Annotated in this window: 20 protein-coding genes and 1 pseudogene; 17 read left to right on the forward strand and 4 right to left on the reverse strand. The window is 77.0% G+C overall.

The genetic code is table 11. The features are described from left to right. Nucleotides 1–157: 157 nt before the first annotated feature. Together CHC04_RS03700 and CHC04_RS03705 are read left to right on the forward strand one after the other, a co-directional pair. Nucleotides 158–1,294 (forward strand): D-alanine--D-alanine ligase family protein, encoded by a 1,137-nt coding sequence (locus tag CHC04_RS03700; RefSeq protein ID WP_089402487.1) that lies wholly within the window; start codon nucleotides 158–160, stop codon nucleotides 1,292–1,294. Beyond that, nucleotides 1,291–1,932 (forward strand): hypothetical protein, encoded by a 642-nt coding sequence (locus tag CHC04_RS03705; protein WP_089402488.1) that lies wholly within the window; start codon nucleotides 1,291–1,293, stop codon nucleotides 1,930–1,932. Before CHC04_RS03700 ends, CHC04_RS03705 begins: the two co-directional genes overlap by 4 nt. Before the next feature lie 15 nt (nucleotides 1,933–1,947). On the opposite strand, the gene CHC04_RS03710 is transcribed toward CHC04_RS03705, so the two are convergent. Further along, the gene (locus tag CHC04_RS03710; protein ID WP_245816959.1) at nucleotides 1,948–2,475 is read right to left on the reverse strand and encodes a DUF3515 domain-containing protein; all 528 of its coding nucleotides are present in this window, start codon (nucleotides 2,473–2,475) and stop codon (nucleotides 1,948–1,950) included. 85 nt (nucleotides 2,476–2,560) lie between these two features. Then, nucleotides 2,561–2,818 carry an Lrp/AsnC ligand binding domain-containing protein gene (locus tag CHC04_RS03715; RefSeq protein WP_245816960.1) on the reverse strand — a complete coding sequence of 86 codons (258 nt, stop codon included), beginning with the start codon at nucleotides 2,816–2,818 and terminating at the stop codon, nucleotides 2,561–2,563. 68 nt (nucleotides 2,819–2,886) lie between these two features. Here CHC04_RS03715 and CHC04_RS03720 point away from each other — a divergent pair, with 68 nt between their 5' ends. Genes CHC04_RS03720 through CHC04_RS03730 form a run of 3 tightly spaced genes read left to right on the forward strand, consistent with a single transcriptional unit; the run spans nucleotide 2,887 to nucleotide 5,073 of the window. After that, a complete protein-coding gene (locus tag CHC04_RS03720) occupies nucleotides 2,887–3,921 on the forward strand; it encodes a thiamine-phosphate kinase (protein WP_245816961.1) in 1,035 nt (344 codons plus the stop codon). Continuing rightward, nucleotides 3,905–4,459: a GNAT family N-acetyltransferase gene (locus CHC04_RS03725; RefSeq protein ID WP_089402491.1), complete on the forward strand. Its 555-nt coding sequence runs from the start codon at nucleotides 3,905–3,907 to the stop codon at nucleotides 4,457–4,459. The genes CHC04_RS03720 and CHC04_RS03725 overlap by 17 nt, the downstream gene beginning before the upstream one ends. Next, nucleotides 4,447–5,073: a cytidylate kinase-like family protein gene (locus tag CHC04_RS03730; protein ID WP_089402492.1), complete on the forward strand. Its 627-nt coding sequence runs from the start codon at nucleotides 4,447–4,449 to the stop codon at nucleotides 5,071–5,073. The genes CHC04_RS03725 and CHC04_RS03730 overlap by 13 nt, the downstream gene beginning before the upstream one ends. A 164-nt stretch (nucleotides 5,074–5,237) precedes the next feature. Here CHC04_RS03730 and rpmB read toward each other — a convergent pair whose 3' ends face one another. After that, nucleotides 5,238–5,429: a 50S ribosomal protein L28 gene (gene rpmB, locus CHC04_RS03735; protein ID WP_012950027.1), complete on the reverse strand. Its 192-nt coding sequence runs from the start codon at nucleotides 5,427–5,429 to the stop codon at nucleotides 5,238–5,240. A 161-nt stretch (nucleotides 5,430–5,590) separates the two neighbouring features. On the opposite strand from rpmB, the gene CHC04_RS03740 reads away from it, so the two are divergent. From CHC04_RS03740 to smc, 12 genes are all read left to right on the forward strand, one after another. Beyond that, nucleotides 5,591–7,186: a DAK2 domain-containing protein gene (locus CHC04_RS03740; RefSeq protein ID WP_089402493.1), complete on the forward strand. Its 1,596-nt coding sequence runs from the start codon at nucleotides 5,591–5,593 to the stop codon at nucleotides 7,184–7,186. Between the two features lies 1 nt (nucleotide 7,187). Continuing rightward, nucleotides 7,188–9,386 carry an ATP-dependent DNA helicase RecG gene (gene recG / locus CHC04_RS03745; RefSeq protein ID WP_089402494.1) on the forward strand — a complete coding sequence of 733 codons (2,199 nt, stop codon included), beginning with the start codon at nucleotides 7,188–7,190 and terminating at the stop codon, nucleotides 9,384–9,386. 79 nt (nucleotides 9,387–9,465) lie between these two features. After that, nucleotides 9,466–10,020, forward strand: coding sequence for a 16S rRNA (guanine(966)-N(2))-methyltransferase RsmD (gene rsmD, locus CHC04_RS03750; protein ID WP_089402495.1), 555 nt, complete (start codon nucleotides 9,466–9,468; stop codon nucleotides 10,018–10,020). Further along, nucleotides 10,017–10,496, forward strand: coding sequence for a pantetheine-phosphate adenylyltransferase (gene coaD / locus CHC04_RS03755; RefSeq protein WP_089402496.1), 480 nt, complete (start codon nucleotides 10,017–10,019; stop codon nucleotides 10,494–10,496). The genes rsmD and coaD overlap by 4 nt, the downstream gene beginning before the upstream one ends. 73 nt (nucleotides 10,497–10,569) lie before the next feature. Next, complete coding sequence (locus CHC04_RS03760; RefSeq protein WP_089402497.1) at nucleotides 10,570–11,259, forward strand: hypothetical protein; 690 nt, start codon at nucleotides 10,570–10,572, stop codon at nucleotides 11,257–11,259. A 201-nt stretch (nucleotides 11,260–11,460) separates the two neighbouring features. Next, nucleotides 11,461–12,009 carry a YceD family protein gene (locus tag CHC04_RS03765; protein ID WP_245816962.1) on the forward strand — a complete coding sequence of 183 codons (549 nt, stop codon included), beginning with the start codon at nucleotides 11,461–11,463 and terminating at the stop codon, nucleotides 12,007–12,009. 2 nt (nucleotides 12,010–12,011) lie between these two features. Further along, nucleotides 12,012–12,191: a 50S ribosomal protein L32 gene (gene rpmF / locus CHC04_RS03770; protein ID WP_089402499.1), complete on the forward strand. Its 180-nt coding sequence runs from the start codon at nucleotides 12,012–12,014 to the stop codon at nucleotides 12,189–12,191. 44 nt (nucleotides 12,192–12,235) lie between these two features. Further along, entirely contained in the window at nucleotides 12,236–12,982 is a 747-nt protein-coding gene (gene rnc / locus CHC04_RS03775; protein WP_089402672.1) for a ribonuclease III, read from the forward strand. 4 nt (nucleotides 12,983–12,986) lie between these two features. Then, complete coding sequence (gene mutM / locus CHC04_RS03780) at nucleotides 12,987–13,889, forward strand: bifunctional DNA-formamidopyrimidine glycosylase/DNA-(apurinic or apyrimidinic site) lyase (protein WP_089402500.1); 903 nt, start codon at nucleotides 12,987–12,989, stop codon at nucleotides 13,887–13,889. Next, nucleotides 13,886–14,158: an acylphosphatase gene (locus CHC04_RS03785; protein WP_089402501.1), complete on the forward strand. Its 273-nt coding sequence runs from the start codon at nucleotides 13,886–13,888 to the stop codon at nucleotides 14,156–14,158. The genes mutM and CHC04_RS03785 overlap by 4 nt, the downstream gene beginning before the upstream one ends. Before the next feature lie 151 nt (nucleotides 14,159–14,309). Continuing rightward, nucleotides 14,310–14,513, forward strand: a complete 204-nt coding sequence (locus tag CHC04_RS03790) for a hypothetical protein (protein WP_089402502.1) — start codon at nucleotides 14,310–14,312, stop codon at nucleotides 14,511–14,513. 89 nt (nucleotides 14,514–14,602) lie between these two features. After that, nucleotides 14,603–18,169, forward strand: a complete 3,567-nt coding sequence (smc, locus tag CHC04_RS03795; protein WP_089402503.1) for a chromosome segregation protein SMC — start codon at nucleotides 14,603–14,605, stop codon at nucleotides 18,167–18,169. A gap of 61 nt (nucleotides 18,170–18,230) precedes the next feature. Here smc and CHC04_RS03800 read toward each other — a convergent pair. Then, a pseudogene (locus CHC04_RS03800) lies at nucleotides 18,231–19,137 on the reverse strand (IS5 family transposase). Nucleotides 19,138–19,149: the final 12 nt, after the last annotated feature.

Genomic DNA, 19,149 nt, shown 5'->3' on the forward strand with positions numbered 1-19,149 from the left:
CGTGGCCGTCCCCCTGGTGCGCCGTCGTCGCCGGGGGCCGGGGGTCCACCGGAGGGGCCGCGTTCTCCCGCATCGGGAGTGAGGTTCCCACACGGGGCGGGCCGGAACCCCGCGGGAGACGCGGGTCGGGCGGGGGCGTCGACTAGGGTCGGCCGCGATGAGCGGGACAGGCAGGGTGCGCGTCGCGGTCGTGTTCGGAGGGCGCAGCGCCGAGCACGCCATCTCCTGCATCTCGGCGGGGAGCGTGATCGCCGCGCTGGACCCGGAGCGCTACGAGGTGGTGCCGGTCGGCATCGCCCGCGACGGCCGCTGGGTGCTCCCCGGGGCCGGCCAGCGGCTGGCGATCACCGACGGGCAGCTGCCCGAGGTCACCGGCGGGACGGCGGTGTCGCTGGTCGGCGACCCGGCCGGGCGCGGGCTGGCGGTGCTCGAGCCCGCGGCCGGGATCGGCGCGGCGCTCACCGAGGTCGACGTCGTCTTCCCCGTGCTGCACGGCGCCTACGGCGAGGACGGCACCATCCAGGGGCTGCTGGAGATGAGCGGGCTGCCCTACGTCGGGTCGGGCGTGTTCGCCAGCGCCGCCTCGATGGACAAGGAGTTCACCAAGAAGCTGCTGGCCTCGGCCGGGGTGCCCCAGGGCGACCACGTGGTGCTGCGCGACGCCGGCGGGGCGGTGTGCCCCGACCCCGACGTGCTCTCCGCCGCCGACCGGGAGCGGCTCGGGCTGCCGGTGTTCGTCAAGCCCGCGCGCGCCGGGTCGAGCATCGGCATCACCAAGGTGACCGACTGGGCGCAGTTCCCCGAGGCGGTGGCCACCGCGGCCGTCGTCGACCCGAAGGTCGTCGTCGAGGCCGCCGTCCCCGGCCGGGAGGTCGAGTGCGGCGTGCTGGCCGGCCCCGACGGGGGGCCGCCGCAGGCCAGCGTGCCCGCGGAGATCCGGCTCAAGCCGGGCACCGACTGGTACGACTTCGACGCCAAGTACCTCGAGGACGCCGTCGAGTTCGACGTCCCGGCCGACCTCACCCCCGAGCAGACCCGGGCGGTGCAGCAGGCCTCCTGCCGGGCCTACCGCGCGCTGGACTGCGAGGGGCTGGCGCGGGTCGACTTCTTCCTCGGCACCGGCCCCGACGGCGAGGACCGCCTGGTGGTCAACGAGGTCAACACCATGCCCGGCTTCACCTCGATCTCGATGTACCCGCGGATGTGGGCGGCCAGCGGGGTGTCCTACCCCGAGCTGGTGGACCGGCTGGTCGCCTCCGCGCTCGCGCGGGCGGGCCGGCCGGCCGGTCGGTGACCTCCTTCGCGCCCGCGGCCGCGCTGCTGGCCGGGGCGCTCGCGCTGGCCGGCTGCACCGCTCCCGAGGCCGGCAGCGCCACCCCGGCGCCGGCGTCGCCGACGCCGGACAGCGTCGAGGCGCTCGGCGAGCTGGTGCTCACCGAGGTGCCCTCCGGCCTGCCCCGGATCCCCGACGGCGACCTGCAGCCGCCGGCCGGCGCCAAGACCGTCGACGACGTCGCCTCCTACGCCGAGGACCCGGCGCGGGAGCGGGCGGTGCTGCGCGACTACGGCTACCGGCACGGCTGGGAGCGGTTCTGGGGCTCCACCACCGGTCCGCTGACCAGCGTCTTCCTCGACCAGTTCGACGACGCCGCCGGCGCGGGCTCCTACGCCCGCGACCTCGCCGGCAACGACGCCGAGGTCTACGACGGCGTGCTGCGCCACGACCCCGACGGCCTGCCGGACGGCTGCAGCACGCTGACCGTGCCCGAGGCCGACCCCGCGACCGGCCTGACCGGGCCGACCGCGTTCGCCTGGTGCGGGCACGGCGCGTTCAGCGTCGCGGTGACCGTCGTGGCCGGCACCGAGGAGGCGGCCACCGGCCAGGCGCGCGACGTGGTGCTGGCGCAGCTCGAGGCGCTGCCCCCGGCCTGAGCGCCGGAGCGCGGCTCAGCGCGGGGGCAGCGTGTCGGCGAGGACGTCGCTGAGCACGGTCACCGGGGCGCTGTCGACGTCCGGCGGCAGCGTGACCCGGACGAACACCGCGCGGTCGACGGCGGTCCACACGGTGGCCTCGTCGGACTGCTCCACGAACCAGGTGACCTCGTTGATCTGCAGCAGGCCGGCCCCGGCGTCGAGCCCCTCCGGCTGCGGCACCCCGCACACCAGCACGACGGCGGGGTCGCCCCAGGCGGCGGCGTAGGGCGTGTCGGAGTCGACCAGCCGGGCGGGCTCGCCGAGCAGGTCCAGCGGCAGCGCGCCCATCAGCGCCGGGCAGGCCGCGTCCGCCTCGGGCGTCGGCGGCGGGACCTCGACCGGCAGCACCGGCAGGTCCTCCGCGCGCTGCTGCCCGGCACCACCGCTGACGTCGGCGACCGCGCCGCCGTCGTCGGTACCGCCGTCGTCGCCACCGCCGTCGTCACCGACGACCCGGACGAGCACGAGCACCACGACCAGCACGGGGACCACCACGGCCACCGCGATCAGCGCCAGGCGGCGCAGCGGGTCGGGGCGCCCGGCCGGCGGCGCCGGCTCCCCGGCGGGGGACTGCTCGCTCAGCTGCTCAGATGTTGACGACGGGGCAGGTCAGCGTGCGGGTGATCCCGTCCACCGACTGCACCCGCGCCACCACCAGGCGGCCGAGCGCGTCGACGCTCTCCGCCTCGGCGCGGACGATCACGTCGTACGGGCCGGTGACGTCCTCGGCCTTCGTCACGCCGGCGATCTCGCTGATCGTCGTGGCCACCTGGGCGGCCTTGCCGACTTCGGTCTGGATCAGGATGTAGGCGTGGACCACGGAACGACCTTCCTCGGGCAGCACGTCCGGCGGCTCCCCGGCCCCGGCTGGTGGACTCGATCGCAACCTACCGCAGCAGCGGGAGGGCACCGGTGACACGGCCCCGACCGCTGACCGGGCGCGGCGACCTGGCCGACACCGTGCGGGTGGTCGGCGAGTTCGGCGTGATCGCCCGCGTGGTGGCCCACGCCGGGTCGGCCGCCGCCGCCGAGGTCGGCCCGGGTGACGACGCGGCGGTGCTGCGCGTCCCCGACGGGCGGGTGGTCGCCACCACCGACGTCCTGGTGGAGGGCCGCCACTTCCGCCGCGACTGGTCCTCGGCCGAGGACGTGGGCCACAAGGCCGCCGCCGCCAACCTCGCCGACGTCGCCGCGATGGGCGGCGTGGCGACCGCGCTGCTCGTCGGGCTGGCCTGCCCGGCCGACACCCCGACCTCGTGGCTGGAGGGGGTGGCCGCCGGCATGGCCGCCGAGTGCGCGCCGCTGGGTGCGGCCGTCGTCGGCGGGGACACCGTGGCGTCGGCGCCGGGCAGCGGCGCGGTCGTGCTGTCGGTGACCGCGCTGGGCGACCTGGGCGGGCGCGCGCCGGTGCTGCGCTCCGGTGCCCGCCCCGGTGACGTGCTGGCGGTGGCCGGGCGGCTGGGCTGGTCGGCCTGCGGGCTGGCCGTGCTGCGCCGGGGCTTCAGCAGCCCGCTGGCCGCTGTCACCGCGCACCGCCGGCCCAGCCCGCCCTACGCCGCCGGTCCCGCCGCGGCCGACGCCGGGGCGACCGCCATGTGCGACGTCAGCGACGGGCTGCTCGCCGACGCCGGGCACCTCGCCACCGCCAGCGGCGTCGTCGTCGACGTCGACCGGGCGGCACTGGTGCGCACGATGCTCGAGCCGCCGGGGCCGCTGCAGCAGGTGGCGGCCGCCCTCGGTGCCGACCCGCTGGCCTGGGTGCTCACCGGCGGGGAGGACCACGCCCTGCTGGCGACCTTCCCCCGCGGCACCGTGCTGCCCGGGGGCTGGACGGTGGTCGGGCAGGTGCACGAGGGCCGGCCGGGCGTCACGGTGAGCGGCGAGCCGGCGGCCGACGTCGCCGTGGCCGTGGGAGCAGGGGGGACCGGGCATGTCCACTTCGGTTGAGCACCGGCTGCGCGACGGGTCGCTCGCCCGGCTGCGCGCGGTGCCCTACGACGACCCGGTGGCGCGCGACCTCGTCGCCCGGGTGCAGCAGGAGTACGTCGACCGCTACGGCGGCCCCGACGGCGCCGCGGTCGACCCGGCCGAGTTCGTGCCGCCGGCAGGGCTGTTCCTCGTCGCCGAGGTGGACGGGCGGCCCGCCGGCTGCGGCGCCTGGCGGCGGCACACCGACGACGGCGAGGACGTCGGGGCGGGCGTCGTCGAGGTCAAGCGGGTCTACGTCGTCCCCGGCTCCCGCCGGCTCGGGCTGGCGCAGGTGCTGGTGCGGGCGCTGGAGGACTCCGCCCGCGCCGCCGGGTACCGGTCGGTGGTCCTCAACTCCGGGGACCGCCAGCCCGAGGCGCTCGCGCTGTACGGGGCGATGGGCTACCGGCCGGTCCCCGGGTACGGCATCTACGCCGATGCGCCCGGTGCGGTGTTCCTGGGCAGGGACCTGACGGAGGACCGACCGGGGGAGGAGGAGCGGCCGTGGGCGTCGTGACGATCTCCGCCTCGTACGGCGCGGGCGGCCCGGAGGTGGGCGCCGCCGTCGCCGAGCGGCTCGGGCTGGCCTTCCACGACCGGGCGATCCCGGCGCGGGTGGCCGGCCGGCTGGGGGTGTCCCGGGACGACGCCGAGGCCAACGACGAGCGCGTCGTGCGCGGCCTGTGGCGGCTGGTGGCCTCGCTCGGGGCGATGCCCGACCCGGTGGGCGGGGTCGTGCCGATCACCGACGAGCCCGACGAGCGGGCCTACCGGGAGCAGACCGAGCGGGTGCTGCGGGAGATCGCCGACGGCGACGGTGGCGTGGTGCTCGGCCGGGCCGGCGCGATGGTGCTGCGCGGGCGCCCCGACGTCCTGCACGTGCGGCTCGACGGGCCGCCGGAGGCGCGGCTGCGGGCGGCGGTCGGGCGTTACCGGCGGCCCGAGGAGGAGCTGCGCCGGGAGATGGAGGCCAACGACCGCACCCGCGAGGCGTACGTGCGGCACTACTACCGGTGCGACCCGGCGTCGGCGCGGCACTACCACCTCGTCGTCGACGGGACGGCGCTGCCGCTGCCGGCCGTGGTCGACCTGGTGGTCACCGCGGCCCGCGCCCGCGGCATCCGGCCGTAGTCACGCCGAGGACCCCGGAGGTCGATGACCTCCGGGGTCCCGGTGACGTGCTGGAACGGCCACCCCCCAGGGGTCCGCGCCGGGCACGTGACGTGCTGGAACGGCCACCCTCCAGGGACCCGCGCCGAGCGGAGCGAGGCGTGGGGAGGAGGGTGGCCCTTCGATCAGGCGCGGACGACCTTGCCCGCGCGGATGCAGGAGGTGCAGGCGTTGATGCGGCGGCGGTTGCCGGGGGCGACCAGCGCCCGCACCGACTGGATGTTCGGGTTCCAACGGCGCGGCGTGCGGCGGTGCGAGTGCGACACCGACATACCGAAACCGGGCCCCTTGCCACAGACGTCGCACACGGCAGCCACGGTGGATCACTCCCAGAGAATCGTTCGAAAGACGGCGGTGCACCGACGGCGACCGCGAGACCGTCGACCATCCTAACCGCTCCCGCGCGGCGGCGTCGCCGAGCCCCGGGGGAGGCCGTCTGGGGAGCCGGATCGTCGCCGTCCGTGGGTACCCTCCGCCCGTGCTGCAGGCGCTGGACGACGCCGCGGTCGGTCAGTGGTGCCGCACCGCGGTCTCGGCGCTGTCCGCGGCCCGCGACCGCATCGACGAGCTCAACGTCTTCCCCGTGCCCGACGGCGACACCGGCACCAACCTGCTGATGACCGCCGAGGCCGCGGTGGCCGCGCTCGACGCCGCCGGGCCGGGGGAGTCGCCGTGGACGGCGCTCTCCCGCGGCGCGGTCCTCGGCGCCCGCGGCAACAGCGGCACCATCTACGCCCAGCTGCTGCGCGGCCTGTCCGACCGGCTCGCCGGCGCCGGCCCCGCCGACGGGCCCGCCCTGGCCGCCGCGCTGCAGGAGGCCGCGCAGGGCGCCTACGCGGCGGTGGCCGACCCCGAGGAGGGCACGTTCCTCACCGTGGCCCGTGCGGGGGCCGAGGCGGCGGGAGCTGCCGTCGCGCAGCGGCGCACCGCGCTGGCCGACGTCGTCACCGCGGCCGCCGACGGCGCCCGGGCGGCGCTGGAGGCCACCCCTGGCCAGCTCGACGCGCTGCGCGCCGCGGGCGTGGTCGACGCCGGCGGCGCGGGGCTGTGCGTGGTCCTCGACGCGCTGGTCACCACGGTCACCGGCGTCGAGCCGGCCCGCCCGCCGCTGGACCGCCGCCCGCAGCGCCGCACCGGCTCCGCGCACGCCCCCCACCAGCCGCCGCCGGGCCCCGGCAGCGAGGTGCAGTACCTGCTCGCCGACGCCGACGAGGCCACGGTCGCCGTCCTGCAGAAGCGCCTGGCCGCCCTCGGCGACAGCCTGGTCGTGGCCGGCGTCGACACCCCGACCGGGCGGCAGTGGAACGTGCACGTGCACACCAACGACATCGGCGGCGCCATCGAGGCCGGCATCGAGGCCGGCCGGCCGCGCGGCATCAGCGTCACGCCGCTGGCCCCGGTGCTCCCGGCCGCGCCGGTGCCCGGCCGCCGTGCCGTCGTCGCGGTCGTCCCGGGCGAGGGGCTGGCCCGGCTGTTCGCCGCCGCGGGCGTGCGCGCGGTGCCCTGCGGACCGGGCGGCGTCACCGACGACGACGTGCTCGCCGAGGTGGTCGCCTCCGCGGCCGCCGAGGTGGTCGTGCTGCCCAACGACCCCGCGCTGACCGCCGCTGCCGCCCGCGCCGCCGAGCGCGCCCGCGCGCTCGGCCGCGACGTCGCCGTCGTCCCCACCCGGTCACCGGTGCAGGGACTCGCGGCGGTCGCCGTCGCCGACCCCGCCCGCCGCTTCGGCGACGACGTCATCGGCATGGCCGAGGCGGCCGCCGCCACCCGCTGGGCCGAGGTCACCGTCGCCGAGCAGGAGGCGCTGACCAGCGCCGGCCCGTGCCGCCCCGGCGACGTGCTGGGCGCGGCGGAGGGCGACGTCGTGGTGGTCGGCAGCGAGCTGGCCGCCGTCGCCCGTGACCTGCTCGACCGGCTGCTGTCGGCCGGCGGGGAGATGGCCACGCTGCTCGTCGGCCCCGACCCCGCGCTCGGCGACGCCGCCTGCGAGCACCTGGCCGGCGCCCACCCGACCGTCGAGGTGGTGCGCTACGAGGGCGGGGACGCGGTCCCGCTGCAGATCGGGGTCGAGTGAGATGGCGGTGACCCTCGACACCGACCTGTCCCGCGTGCTGGGCGCCAAGACGGCGAAGGCGATGGCCGAGTCGCTGGACCTGCGCACCGTCCGCGACCTGCTGCGCCACTACCCGCGCCGCTACGCCCGCCGCGGGGAGATGACCCGCCTCGACGACCTGCAGGTCGGCGACCGCGTCACCGTGCTCGCGCAGGTGCGCCGGGTGACCAGCCGGAAGATGCGCAACCGGCCCGGCACGCTCACCGAGGTCACCGTCGGCGACGGCGCCGGGGAGATGCAGCTGGTCTTCTTCAACCGGAGGTTCGGCACGCTCGAGGAGGGCGCCTGGGGGCTGTTCGCCGGCACCGTCGGGGAGTACCGCAGGTCCAAGCAGTTCGCCCACCCCGACTTCCACCTCATCACCGGCGACGACGACGAGGACTGGGCCCGCGCGCTCATCCCGATCTACCCGGCGAGCAAGGACGTCTCCAGCTGGGTGATCCAGAAGTCGATCCGGCTGCTGCTCGACGCCTCCGGCGGCTTCGGCTTCGTCGAGGACCCCCTGCCGGAGGACCTGCGCCGCCGCCACGGCCTGCCCAGCCTGCCCGCCGCCCTCCTCGACGTGCACCGCCCGACCACGGCCGACGACGTCGAGCACGCCCAGGAGCGGCTCAAGTGGGACGAGGCGCTCATCCTGCAGCTGGTGCTCGCCGCCCGCCGCCGCGCGGCGGCGCTGGAGCCGGGCACCGCCCGCCCGCGCCGCCCGGGCGGGCTGCTCGACGCCGTCGACGCCGCGCTGCCGTTCGCGCTCACCGACGGCCAGCGCGCGGTGGGGGAGGAGCTGGCCGCCGAGCTCTCCCGCGACCAGCCGATGCACCGCCTGCTGCAGGGCGAGGTCGGGTCGGGCAAGACGGTGGTGGCGCTGCGGGCGATGGCGCAGGTCGTCGACGCCGGTGGGCAGGCCGCGCTGCTGGCGCCCACCGAGGTGCTCGCCGCGCAGCACGCCCGCAGCATCGCCGCCCTGCTCGGCCCGCTGGCCCGCGCCGGCGAGCTCGACGGCGACCCCGCCGGCACGAAGGTGGTGCTGCTCACCGGCTCGCTGAAGGCCGCCGCCCGCCGGGAGGCCCGGGCCGCGGTCGCCGACGGCAGCGCCGGCATCGTCGTCGGCACCCACGCGCTGCTGCAGCAGGGCGTCGACTTCGCCGACCTCGGCCTGGTCGTCGTCGACGAGCAGCACCGGTTCGGCGTCGAGCAGCGCGACGCGCTGCGGGCCAAGGGCGACCGGCCCCCGCACGTGCTGGTCATGACCGCCACGCCGATCCCGCGCACCGTCGCCATGACCGTCTACGGCGACCTGGAGACCTCCGTGCTGCGCCAGCTGCCCAGCGGCCGCGGCGGCGTGGCCAGCTCCGTGGTGCCGGTCAGCGACAAGCCCGCCTGGCTCGACCGGGCCTGGGAGCGGCTGCGCGAGGAGGTGGCCGCCGGGCGGCAGGCCTACGTCGTCTGTCCCCGGATCGGCGACGACGACACCGGTACCGCCGACACCGACGCACCCGAGGGGGCCGACGGCGCCCCCGACGACACCGGTGGGGGGAAGGACGACCGGCGGCCCCCGCTGGCCGTCCTCGACGTCGCCGAGGCGCTGCACGAGGGCCCGCTGGCCGGCCTGCGGCTGGCGGTGCTGCACGGCCGCATGACGCCGGAGGCGAAGGAGGCGACCATGCGGGCCTTCGCCGCCCGCGAGGTCGACGTCCTCGTCGCCACCACCGTGGTGGAGGTCGGCGTCGACGTGCCCAACGCCACGGTCATGGTCGTCATGGACGCCGACCGCTTCGGCGTCAGCCAGCTCCACCAGCTGCGCGGCCGGGTCGCCCGCGGGAAGCACCAGGGGCTCTGCCTGCTGGTCACCGAGGTCCGCGGGTCGACGTCGACCGGGCAGCGGCTGGCCTCGGTCGCCGCCACCTCCGACGGCTTCGAGCTCGCCCGGCTCGACCTCGAGACCCGACGCGAGGGCGACGTCCTCGGCGCGGCCCAGTCCGGCCGGCGCTCCAACCTGCGGCTGCTGTCCCTGCTGGAGGACGAGGAGCTCATCGCCGCCGCCCGCGCCGAGGCCACCGACCTGCTGGCCGGCGACCGCGGGCTCGCCGACCACCCGGGGCTGGCCGCCGAGGTGGCCGCGCTGGCCACCGACGAGCGCGCGGAGTACCTCGAGAAGGCATGAGCAAGGACCGCCTGCCCCCCACCGCTCGCACGCTCGCGGCGGGACCCTGCAGGGGGCCGTCGACGTCCGGAACCGGGCAGTGACCAGGCTCATCGCCGGTGCCGCGGGGGGACGGCGGCTGAGGGTGCCGCCCAGCGGCGTGCGACCCACCGGCGACCGGGCCCGGGAGGGGCTGTTCAACACCCTGGGCACGCTGCTCGACCTCGACGGCGCCACCGTGCTCGACCTCTACGCCGGCTCCGGCGCGCTCGGCCTCGAGGCGCTCTCCCGCGGGGCGGGGCAGGTGGTGCTCGTCGAGAACGGCCCGCGGGTGCTGCCGGTGCTGCGCGCCAACGTCGCCGCCGTCGGCCTGCCCGGCGCGCGGGTGGTGGCCGCGTCGGTGCCCACCGTGGTCGCCGGCCCGCCGCCGGCCCGCTTCGACCTCGTGCTCGCCGACCCGCCCTACGCCGTCCCCGCGGAGACGGTGCGCGGCGTGCTCGCCGCGCTGGTCACGGGGGAGTGGCTCGCGCCGGGGGCGGTCGTCGCCGTCGAGCGGTCCGCCCGCGAGGAGCCGTGGGAGTGGCCGACACCCCTCGCCGGTGTCCGCGAGCGCCGCTACGGGGAGGCCCTGCTCCGGTACGGTCGCGTCCCGTGAGGCGTGCGGTCTGTCCCGGGTCGTTCGACCCGGTCACCAACGGGCACGTCGATGTCATCACCCGGGTCGCCGCGCTGTACGACGAGCTCGTGGTCGCCGTCCTGGTCAACCCCGGCAAGGCCGGGCTGTTCACCGTCGACGAGCGCATGGAGCTGCTGCGCGAGGCCGTCGCCGAGCTGCCCAACGTCGTCGTCGACAGCTTCAGCGGCCTGCTCGTCGACTACTGCCGCAGCCACGACATCCCCGTGGTGGTCAAGGGTCTGCGCGCCGTCGGCGACTTCGAGTACGAGCTGCAGATGGCCCAGATGAACCGCGAGCTGGCCGGCGTCGAGACGCTGTTCGTGCCCACCGCCCCGCAGGTCGGGCACCTGTCCTCCAGCCTGGTCAAGCAGATCGCCACCTTCGGCGGCGACGTGTCCCGGCTGGTGCCCGAGGGCGTCCTCGACCGGCTGCTGGCCAAGCGGGAGGCGTCGTGACCGGGCTCGCGAGGTCACCGATGGGTGGAGCACCGCCGGGCACGGGGTCGACGAGCGCCAGCGAGGAGCCCCTGTGACCGAGGTCGTGTACCGGCTCTACGAGACCGTCGACGAGCTCAGCCGGGTCATCGAGAACGCCCGCAGCGTGCCCATGTCGGGCTCCTGCATGGTGCCGCGCGACCAGCTGCTCGACCTGCTCGACGACCTGCGGGAGAACCTCCCCGACGAGGTGCACGCCGCCGGGGCGATCGTCGAGCAGCGCACCGAGATCCTCGAGCAGGCCCAGGCCGAGGCCGAGCAGCTCACCGGCCGCACCCGCGAGGACGCCGACCGGCTGGTCGCCGCCGCCCGCCGGCAGCGCGAGGAGATCCTCGGCACCGCCCGCCGCCAGCGCGACGAGGTGCTGGCCCGCGCGCAGGCCGAGGCCGAGGCCCTGCTCGCCCAGGCCGAGGCGGAGGCCGACCGGCTGCTCGCCGAGGCCGAGGCCCACCGCGAGGCGGTGCTGGCCGACGCGCGGGCGCAGCAGGCGGAGATGCTCGCCGCCGCGCAGGCCGAGCACGAACGGCTGGTCACCGAGACCGAGGTCTACCGCGGCGCGGTCGTGCGCTCCGACGAGCTGGGCGCGCAGACCGTCGCCGAGGTCAACCGGATGCGCGCAGAGGTCGACGAGTACGTCGACACCCGGCTGGCCGACTTCGGCAGCACGCTCGAGCGGATGCTGCGCTCGGTGGAGAAGGCCCGCGAGACCCTGCGCGAACCCTGACCGCCGGTCCCGCCCGCCATCGCACCGTCGGCCGTCGCGCGGGATCGGGTAGTCTCGGATGCTGGTCCGACCGCCGGTGCCGTCCCCGGCCGGGCTCCACCCACTCCCACGACCGCGAGTACCGACATGCCTGCCGCACGATCCGATCGCCCGGGCGCCGCGTCCACCGAGACCCGGCGCCCTGCCGCCAACCCCTGGGCCGTGGAGCTGCGCGAGCTCGGCCGTCGCGCCGGCTCGATGCAGGAGCTCGACCGCACGGTCCCCGCGCCCGCCGGCTGGAAGCTCGAGCTCGTCGGCGTGCCCGAGGGCGCCCCCGTGCACCTGCGGCTGCGGCTGGAGTCGGTGATGGAGGGCGTGCTCGTCTCCGGCGACGTCGAGGTCCCGGTGGAGGGCCAGTGCGCCCGCTGCCTGGACCCGTTCGCCGACACCCTCGAGCTCGACGTCCAGGAGCTCTACGCCTACCCGGGCAGCACCACCGAGGCCACCAGCGAGGAGGACGAGGTCCGCCTCGTCGAGGGTGAGCGCATCGACCTCGAGCCGATGGTCCGCGACACCGTCGTGCTCGCCCTCCCGCTCTCGCCCACCTGCACCGAGGACTGCGCCGGCCTGTGCTCCGGCTGCGGGCAGCGCCTCGACGACCTGCCGGCCGACCACTCCCACGAGCTGGTCGACCCCCGCTGGGCCGGCCTCGCCGGCCGTTTCACCACCGGAGCGGTCGACGACCGTCCGGGCGACCCTGAGGAGAACTGACCGTGGCCGTCCCGAAGCGGAAGATGTCCCGCGCCAACACCCGCGCCCGCCGGTCGCAGTGGAAGGCGAGCGCCCCCACGCTCGCCCCCTGCCCCAACCGCGCCTGCGGCCAGCTCAAGCCGCCGCACCAGGCCTGCCCGAACTGCGGCCAGCACGCCGGCCGCCAGGTCCTCTCCGTCTGACCCGGCCGGACGTGGGCAGCGCCGCCCGTACCCCGGTCGTCCCCGTGGGCGACTCACCGGGAGGACAGGCTCACGCCGACCGCGCGGCCGCCTGGCTGCTCGACGCCCTCGGTGTCGAGCTGCCGGGCGGCCTGCTGCCGTTGGCGCTGACCCACCGCTCGTACGCCTACGAGAACGGCGGTCTGCCCACCAACGAGCGGCTGGAGTTCCTCGGCGACGCCGTCCTCGGCCTGGTGGTCACCGACGAGCTCTACCGCAGCCAGCCCGACCTGCCCGAGGGCAGGCTGGCCAAGCTGCGCGCCTCGGTGGTGAACATGAACTCGCTGGCCGGCGTCGCGCGCCGGCTGGGCGCCGGCGGGCTGGGCCCGCACCTGCTGCTCGGCCGCGGCGAGGAGACCACCGGCGGCCGGGAGAAGGACTCGATCCTCGCCGACGCCCTCGAGGCGCTCATCGGGGCGGTGCACCTGGGCCTCGGGCTCGAGGTCGCCGGCGCGATCGTGCACCGGCTGTTCGACCCGCTGCTGGTCGTGGCCGCCACGCGCGGGGCCGGGCTGGACTGGAAGACCAGCCTGCAGGAGCTCGGCGCCGCCCGCGGCCTGGGCGCCCCCGTCTACGACGTCACCGACGAGGGCCCGCCGCACGCCAAGACCTTCACCGCGGCGGTGTCGCTGGCCGGTGTCGTCCGCGGGAGCGGCACCGGCCGCACCAAGAAGGCCGCCGAGCAGGAGGCCGCCGAGGCCGCCTGGCAGGCGATCTCGGCCGAGGAGCCGAGCGCCCCGGCCGGGGAGTAGCGCCGTGCCCGAGCTGCCCGAGGTCGAGGTGGTGCGGCGCGGCCTGGAGCGCTGGGTCGCCGGACGCACCGTGGCCGCCGTCGAGGTGCACCACCCGCGCGCGGTCCGCCGGCACCTCGAGGGCGCCGAGCACTTCGTCGAGGCGCTGACCGGCCGCACCTTCGCCGCCGCGCACCGCCGCGGCAAGTACCTGTGGCTGCCGCTCACCGAGCCCGACGGCGCCCCGTCCGGGCGCGCGATGGTGGCCCACCTGGGCATGAGCGGCCAGCTGCTCGTCGAGAAGCGCACGCAGCCCGACGAGACCCACCTGCGCGCCCGGTTCACCTTCACCGACGGCGGCCGCGAGCTGCGCTTCGTCGACCAGCGCACGTTCGGCGGGCTGGCTGTGGAGGAGTGCGCCGGGGGCGGTGGGGCGGGTGAGGACACGGCCGAGCGGATCCCGCAGCGGCTCGCGCACATCGCGATCGACCCGCTGGACCCCTCCTTCGACGAGGCCGGGTTCAGCGCCGCGCTGCGCCGGCGGCGCACCGAGGTCAAGCGCGCGCTGCTCGACCAGACGCTGATCGGCGGCGTCGGCAACATCTACGCCGACGAGTCGCTGTGGCGCGCGAAGCTGCACGGCACGCGGCCCACCGACCGGCTCACCCGCGCCCAGGTCGCCGACCTGCTCGACGGCGTGCGCAGCGTGCTCGGCGAGGCTCTCGCGCAGGGCGGCACCTCCTTCGACTCCCTCTACGTCGACGTCAACGGCCAGAGCGGCTACTTCTCGCGCTTCCTCGCCGTCTACGGGCAGGTCGACCGCCCCTGCCCGCGCTGCGGGACGCCGATCGTGCGCGAGTCCTTCATGAACCGCTCGAGCTACAGCTGCCCGACCTGCCAGCCCCGGCCCCGGACGGGACGCACGTGAGCGCGATCCGGGTGCACGCGCTGGTGGCCGGTCACGTGCAGGGGGTGGGCTACCGCTGGTTCGTCCGCGGCCTCGCCGACTCCGCGGGGCTGTCGGGGTGGGCGCGCAACCTGCCCGACGGCCGCGTCGAGGTCGAGCTGGAGGGACCGGCCGACACCGTGCGGGCGGTCGTCGCCGCGCTCGACGGGCCGCGCGCCCCCGGAGCGGTGACCGCCGTGGTCCACGAGGAACGTGCGGTGCAGGGGGGATCGGGCTTCACGACGGCGTGACGAAGACGACATCCCGCCGACACATCCGGCGTCGAGTGTGGCCGTTGACCTGCCTCTCCGGGGGTGTCACCCTGGGGGTACCGAGCCCGCGCCGACCGACTCTCCGGGGCGGCGGGCACCCCCTCTCGCTGTCGGAAAGGCCGTTTCCGCCATGGCCAAGGCCCTCTTCGGTTCTGTCGTATCCCCCGCGGAGCTCCGCGTCCTCGACGAGAACGCGGTCCTGCGCGCCAAGGTGCGCCGTCTGGAGCAGGAGCTGACCGAACTGCGCGCCCAGCGGGACGCCGCCCGTGACGCCGTCATCGCCTCCGAGCTGCTGAGCCTGGCCGGCGACAACGCCCAGCCGGCCCTCGCCTAGTCGAAGGACCTCGCTGCCCCCACCACTCGCACGCTCGTGGTGGGCCCCTGCAGCGAGGCCGCCCGCTGGGCCCGTCGCCTGATCTCCCCGTGCACCTCTCCAGCCTGACGCTCAAGGGCTTCAAGTCCTTCGCGTCGGCCACGACGCTGCGCCTGGAGCCGGGCATCACCGCCGTCGTCGGGCCCAACGGCTCGGGCAAGTCCAACGTCGTCGACGCCATCGCCTGGGTCCTCGGCGAGCAGGGCGCGAAGACCCTGCGCGGCGGCAAGATGGAGGACGTCATCTTCGCCGGCACCGCCGGCCGCCCGGCGCTGGGCCGCGCCGAGGTCACGCTCACCATCGACAACGCCGACGGCGCCCTGCCGATCGACTACACCGAGGTCTCGGTCACCCGCCGCATGTACCGCTCCGGGGAGAGCGAGTACGAGATCAACGGCGACAAGGTGCGCCTGCTCGACGTGCAGGAGCTGCTCAGTGACGCCGGCATCGGCCGCGAGATGCACGTCATCGTCGGCCAGGGCCAGCTCGACGCCGTCCTGTCCGGGCGCCCCGAGGACCGCCGCGCCTTCGTCGAGGAGGCCGCCGGCGTCCTCAAGCACCGCAAGCGCAAGGAGAAGGCGCTCCGCAAGCTCGACGCGATGCAGGCCAACCTCGACCGGCTGGCCGACCTGACCGCCGAGCTGCGCCGCCAGCTCAAGCCGCTGGGGCGCCAGGCCGAGGTCGCGCGCCGGGCCGCCGGTGTGCAGGCCGAGCTGCGCGACGCGCGGCTGCGGCTGCTCGCCGACGACCTCGTCGGGCTGCGCGACGCGCTGGACAAGGACGTCGCCGACGAGGCCGCCGCCCGCGCCCGCCGCACCGTCGTCGAGGCCGAGCTGGGCGCCGTGTCGCGGCGGGAGAGCGAGCTGGAGACGGCGCAGGCCGCCGACGCCCCGCGCCTGGCCGCCGCGCAGGACACCTGGTACCGGCTGTCCGCGCTCACCGAGCGCTTCCGCGGCATCGCGCAGCTGGCCGCCGAGCGGCACCGCCACCTGTCGGCCGCGGCACCGGCGGGCACCGGCGGCCGCGACCCCGAGCAGCTGGAGGCCGAGGCCGACCGGATCGCGGCCACCGAGGCCGAGCTCGCCGCCGGGCTGGAGGCCGAGCGCGGCCGCCTCGCCGCCGCCGTCGCCGCCCGCGCCGGCCTGGAGGAGGCGCTGGCCGCCGAGGAGCGCGCCTGGGTGGCCGCCACCCGCGCGCTGGCCGACCGCCGGGAGGGCCTGGCCCGCCTGTCGGGCAAGGTCGCCGCCGGCCGCTCACGCGCGGCCGCCGGCCAGGCCGAGGTGCAGCGCCTCGCCCAGGCCGCCGCGGAGGCCGCCGCCCGCGCCGAGGCCGCGCGGGCCCGGCTCGACGAGCGCCGGGCCGTGGTCCCCGACGCCGACGACGAGGACGTCGCGCTGGTCACCGCGCACACCGACGCCGTCACCGCGCACAGCGCCGCCGCGCGCGCCGTCACCGAGCTCGCCGACGCCGAGCGTGCCGCCGAGCGCGACCGCGCCTCCTGGGCCGCCCGCCGCGACGCCCTCGCGCTGGGCCTGACCCCCGCCGACGGCGCCGCCGCCGTCCTCGCGTCCGGCCTGCCGGGCGTGCTGGGGCCGGTCGCGGAGCGGATCACCGTCGCACCCGGGGCCGAGGTGCCGCTCGCGGCGGCGCTGGGCGGGCTCGCCGAGGCCGTCGTCGTCGCCGGGGTGGACGACGCCACCGCCGCGCTGGCGCACCTGCGCGACGCCGGCGCGGGCCGGGCCGGGCTGCTGGTCACCGGTGGCCCGCCGCCGCTGCCGCGCGAGGGCTGGCCGGTGCTGCCGGAGGGGCTGCGGTGGGCGGCGGACCTGGTCGAGGCCCCCGAGGAGCTGCGGCCGGCGGTGGCGCGGGCACTCGACCGCGTCGCCGTCGTCCCGACCCTGGACGTCGCCGCGGCGCTGGTCGCCGCCCATCCGCGGGTGCGCGCGGTGACCGCCGACGGCGACCTCGTCGGCGCCGACCGGGCCGCCGGCGGGTCGGCCGACGCGCCGTCGAACCTGGAGGTGCGGGCCCGGGTCGACGAGGCCGAGCGCGAGCTTGCCGCCGCCGTCGCCCGCGCCGCCGACCTCGCCGACCGGCTGGCCGCGGCCCGGGAGGCCGCCCGCGCCCGCTCGGCCGACGTCGAGGCGGCGCTGGCCGCCCGGCAGGCGGCCGACCGCAGCCGCGCGGAGCTCGCCGCGGAGCTCGCCGAGCTCGGGGCCGCCGCCCGGTCGGCGGCGGCGGAGGCGGAGCGCTCGGCCGCGGCGCAGCGGCGGGCCGAGCGGGCGCTGGAGGAGTCGCAGGCCGGGCTGGGGGAGCTCGAGGCGCGGCTGGCCGAGGCCGAGGCGGCGCCGGCCGCGGAGGAGCCCGACGCCGGGGAGCGCGACCGCCTGCGGCTGGAGGTCGCCGGCGCGCGGCAGGCGGAGACCGAGGCCCGGCTGGCCGTGCGCACCGCCGAGGAGCGCGCCCGTGCGCTGTCCGGCCGCGCCGAGGCGCTGCGCCGCCAGGCCCGGCAGGAGCGGGCCGCCCGCGAGCGGGCCGCGGCCGCCCGGCTGGCCCGCCGCCGCGGGGCGGAGGTCGCCGCCCGGGTGCGCGCCGGCGCCGAGGAGGCGCTCACCGCGCTGGCCGGCTCCCTCGCCCGGGCCGCCGCCGAGCGCGACCGGCTCGCCGCCGAGCGCAGCACCCGCGAGGCCGAGCTGCTCGAGGTGCGCACCCGGGTCCGCGCCGCCACCGGGGAGCTGGAGCGGCTGACCGACGAGGTGCACCGCGACGAGGTCGCCCGCGCCGAGCAGCGGCTGCGCATCGAGGCGCTGGAGGAGCGGGCCGCCGAGGAGTTCGGCGTCGACCTGCCCACGCTGGTGGCCGAGTACGGCCCGGCCGCGCCCGTGCCGCCCACACCGGCGCAGCTGGCCGCCGCCGAGGCCGCGGGGGGGCCCGAGCCCGCGCCGGTGCCCTACGACCGGGCCGCGCAGGAGCGCCGCGCCGCCCGCGCCGAGCGCGACCTCGCCACCCTGGGCCGGGTCAACCCGCTGGCGCTGGAGGAGTTCGCGGCGCTGGAGGAGCGGCACACCTTCCTCGCCACCCAGCTCGAGGACCTCAAGGCCACCCGCCGCGACCTGCTCACCGTGGTCCGCGAGGTCGACGGGCGCATCCACGACGTGTTCGCCGCGGCCTTCGCCGACGTCTCCCGCGAGTTCGAGGGCGTCTTCGCCACGCTGTTCCCCGGCGGGCAGGGACGCCTGGTGCTCACCGACCCCGAGGACATGCTCACCACGGGCGTGGAGATCGAGGCGCGGCCGCCGGGCAAGAAGGTCAAGCGCCTGTCGCTGCTGTCCGGCGGGGAGCGCTCGCTGACCGCGGTCGCGCTGCTGGTGGCGATCTTCCGGGCGCGGCCCTCGCCGTTCTACGTGCTCGACGAGGTGGAGGCCGCCCTCGACGACGTCAACCTGGGCCGGCTGCTCACCCTCGTCGAGCAGCTGCGGGCGACCTCGCAGCTCATCGTCATCACCCACCAGAAGCGCACGATGGAGATCGCCGACGCGCTCTACGGCGTGAGCATGCGCGGCGACGGCATCACCGGCGTCATCAGCCAGCGGCTGCGCGAGCCCGACCCGGCCTGACCCGTGCACTTCCGCGCAAGTGCCCGCCTCCTGCCCGTGCACTTCCGCGGAAGTGCCCGGACTAGGGCCTGTCCTGCGGATCTTCGCGTAGCCAGAGGACGAGCGCGGCGATGATCAGGATGGAGCGGTAGTAGGCGGCTCGTTTGGCGTAGCGGGTGGCCAGGGCGCGGAACTGCTTGAGCCGGGCGATGCACCGTTCGACGACGTTGCGTCCGGCGTAGACCTCGGGGTCGAAGGCCGGGGGGCGGCCCCCGGCGGAGCCTTTGGCCTTGCGCCGGGCGATCTGGTCGATGCGCTCGGGGCTGGTGAAGGCGATGCCCCGGGCCCGCAGCGCGGCCCGGGTCGAGGGATGGGAGTAGGCCTTGTCGGCGATCACCCGGTCCGGGCGATCACCCGGTCCGGTCGGCGGCGCGGGTGGCCGGGACCGGAACGAGCGACCGCCACCTGCTCCAGCAGCGGCAGCAGCTGCGGATTGTCGCCGGCCTGCCCGGCGGTCAGCAGCACGGCCATCGGCAGGCCGCGCCCGTCGACGGCCAGGTGCAGCTTGGTGGTCAGTCCACCGCGGGAGCGCCCGAGGGCCTCGCCGGCGACGGCGAGGTCCTCGACCGGGCCGCGGCAGCCCCCTTTTTCCGCGCTCCGGCGGCGTGCTGATGAGCGCGCACGGAGCTGGAGTCGATGCTGAAGGTCCATTCCACCGCGCCGACCGCGTCGTTCTTGACGATCACCTCGGTGAGGATCCGGTCCCAGGTGCCATCGGCGGTCCACTTCCGCAATCGCTCGTGCGCGGTCTTCCACGGCCCGTAGCGCTCGGGCAGATCCCGCCAGGGCACGCCGGTCTCGGCCTGCCACAGGATCGCGTTGATCACCTGCCGGTGGTCCCGCCACCGCCCGCCCCGGCGCCCGGTGGCGGGCAGCAGCGGCTCGATCCGTGCCCAGGCTGCATCGGTGAGCTCATGCCGGCTGACCATTCCGCCAGCCTG

This window comes from Geodermatophilus saharensis, assembly GCF_900188205.1.
Taxonomy (GTDB): Bacteria; Actinomycetota; Actinomycetes; order Mycobacteriales; family Geodermatophilaceae; genus Geodermatophilus; species Geodermatophilus saharensis.

Coding starts and splice junctions, on each gene's coding strand:
- CHC04_RS03700 (WP_089402487.1), top strand. CDS start 158: ATGAGCGGGACAGGCAGGGTGCGCGTCGCGGTCGTGTTCGGAGGGCGC.
- CHC04_RS03725 (WP_089402491.1), top strand. CDS start 3,905: ATGTCCACTTCGGTTGAGCACCGGCTGCGCGACGGGTCGCTCGCCCGG.
- CHC04_RS03790 (WP_089402502.1), top strand. CDS start 14,310: ATGGCCAAGGCCCTCTTCGGTTCTGTCGTATCCCCCGCGGAGCTCCGC.
- recG (WP_089402494.1), top strand. CDS start 7,188: ATGGCGGTGACCCTCGACACCGACCTGTCCCGCGTGCTGGGCGCCAAG.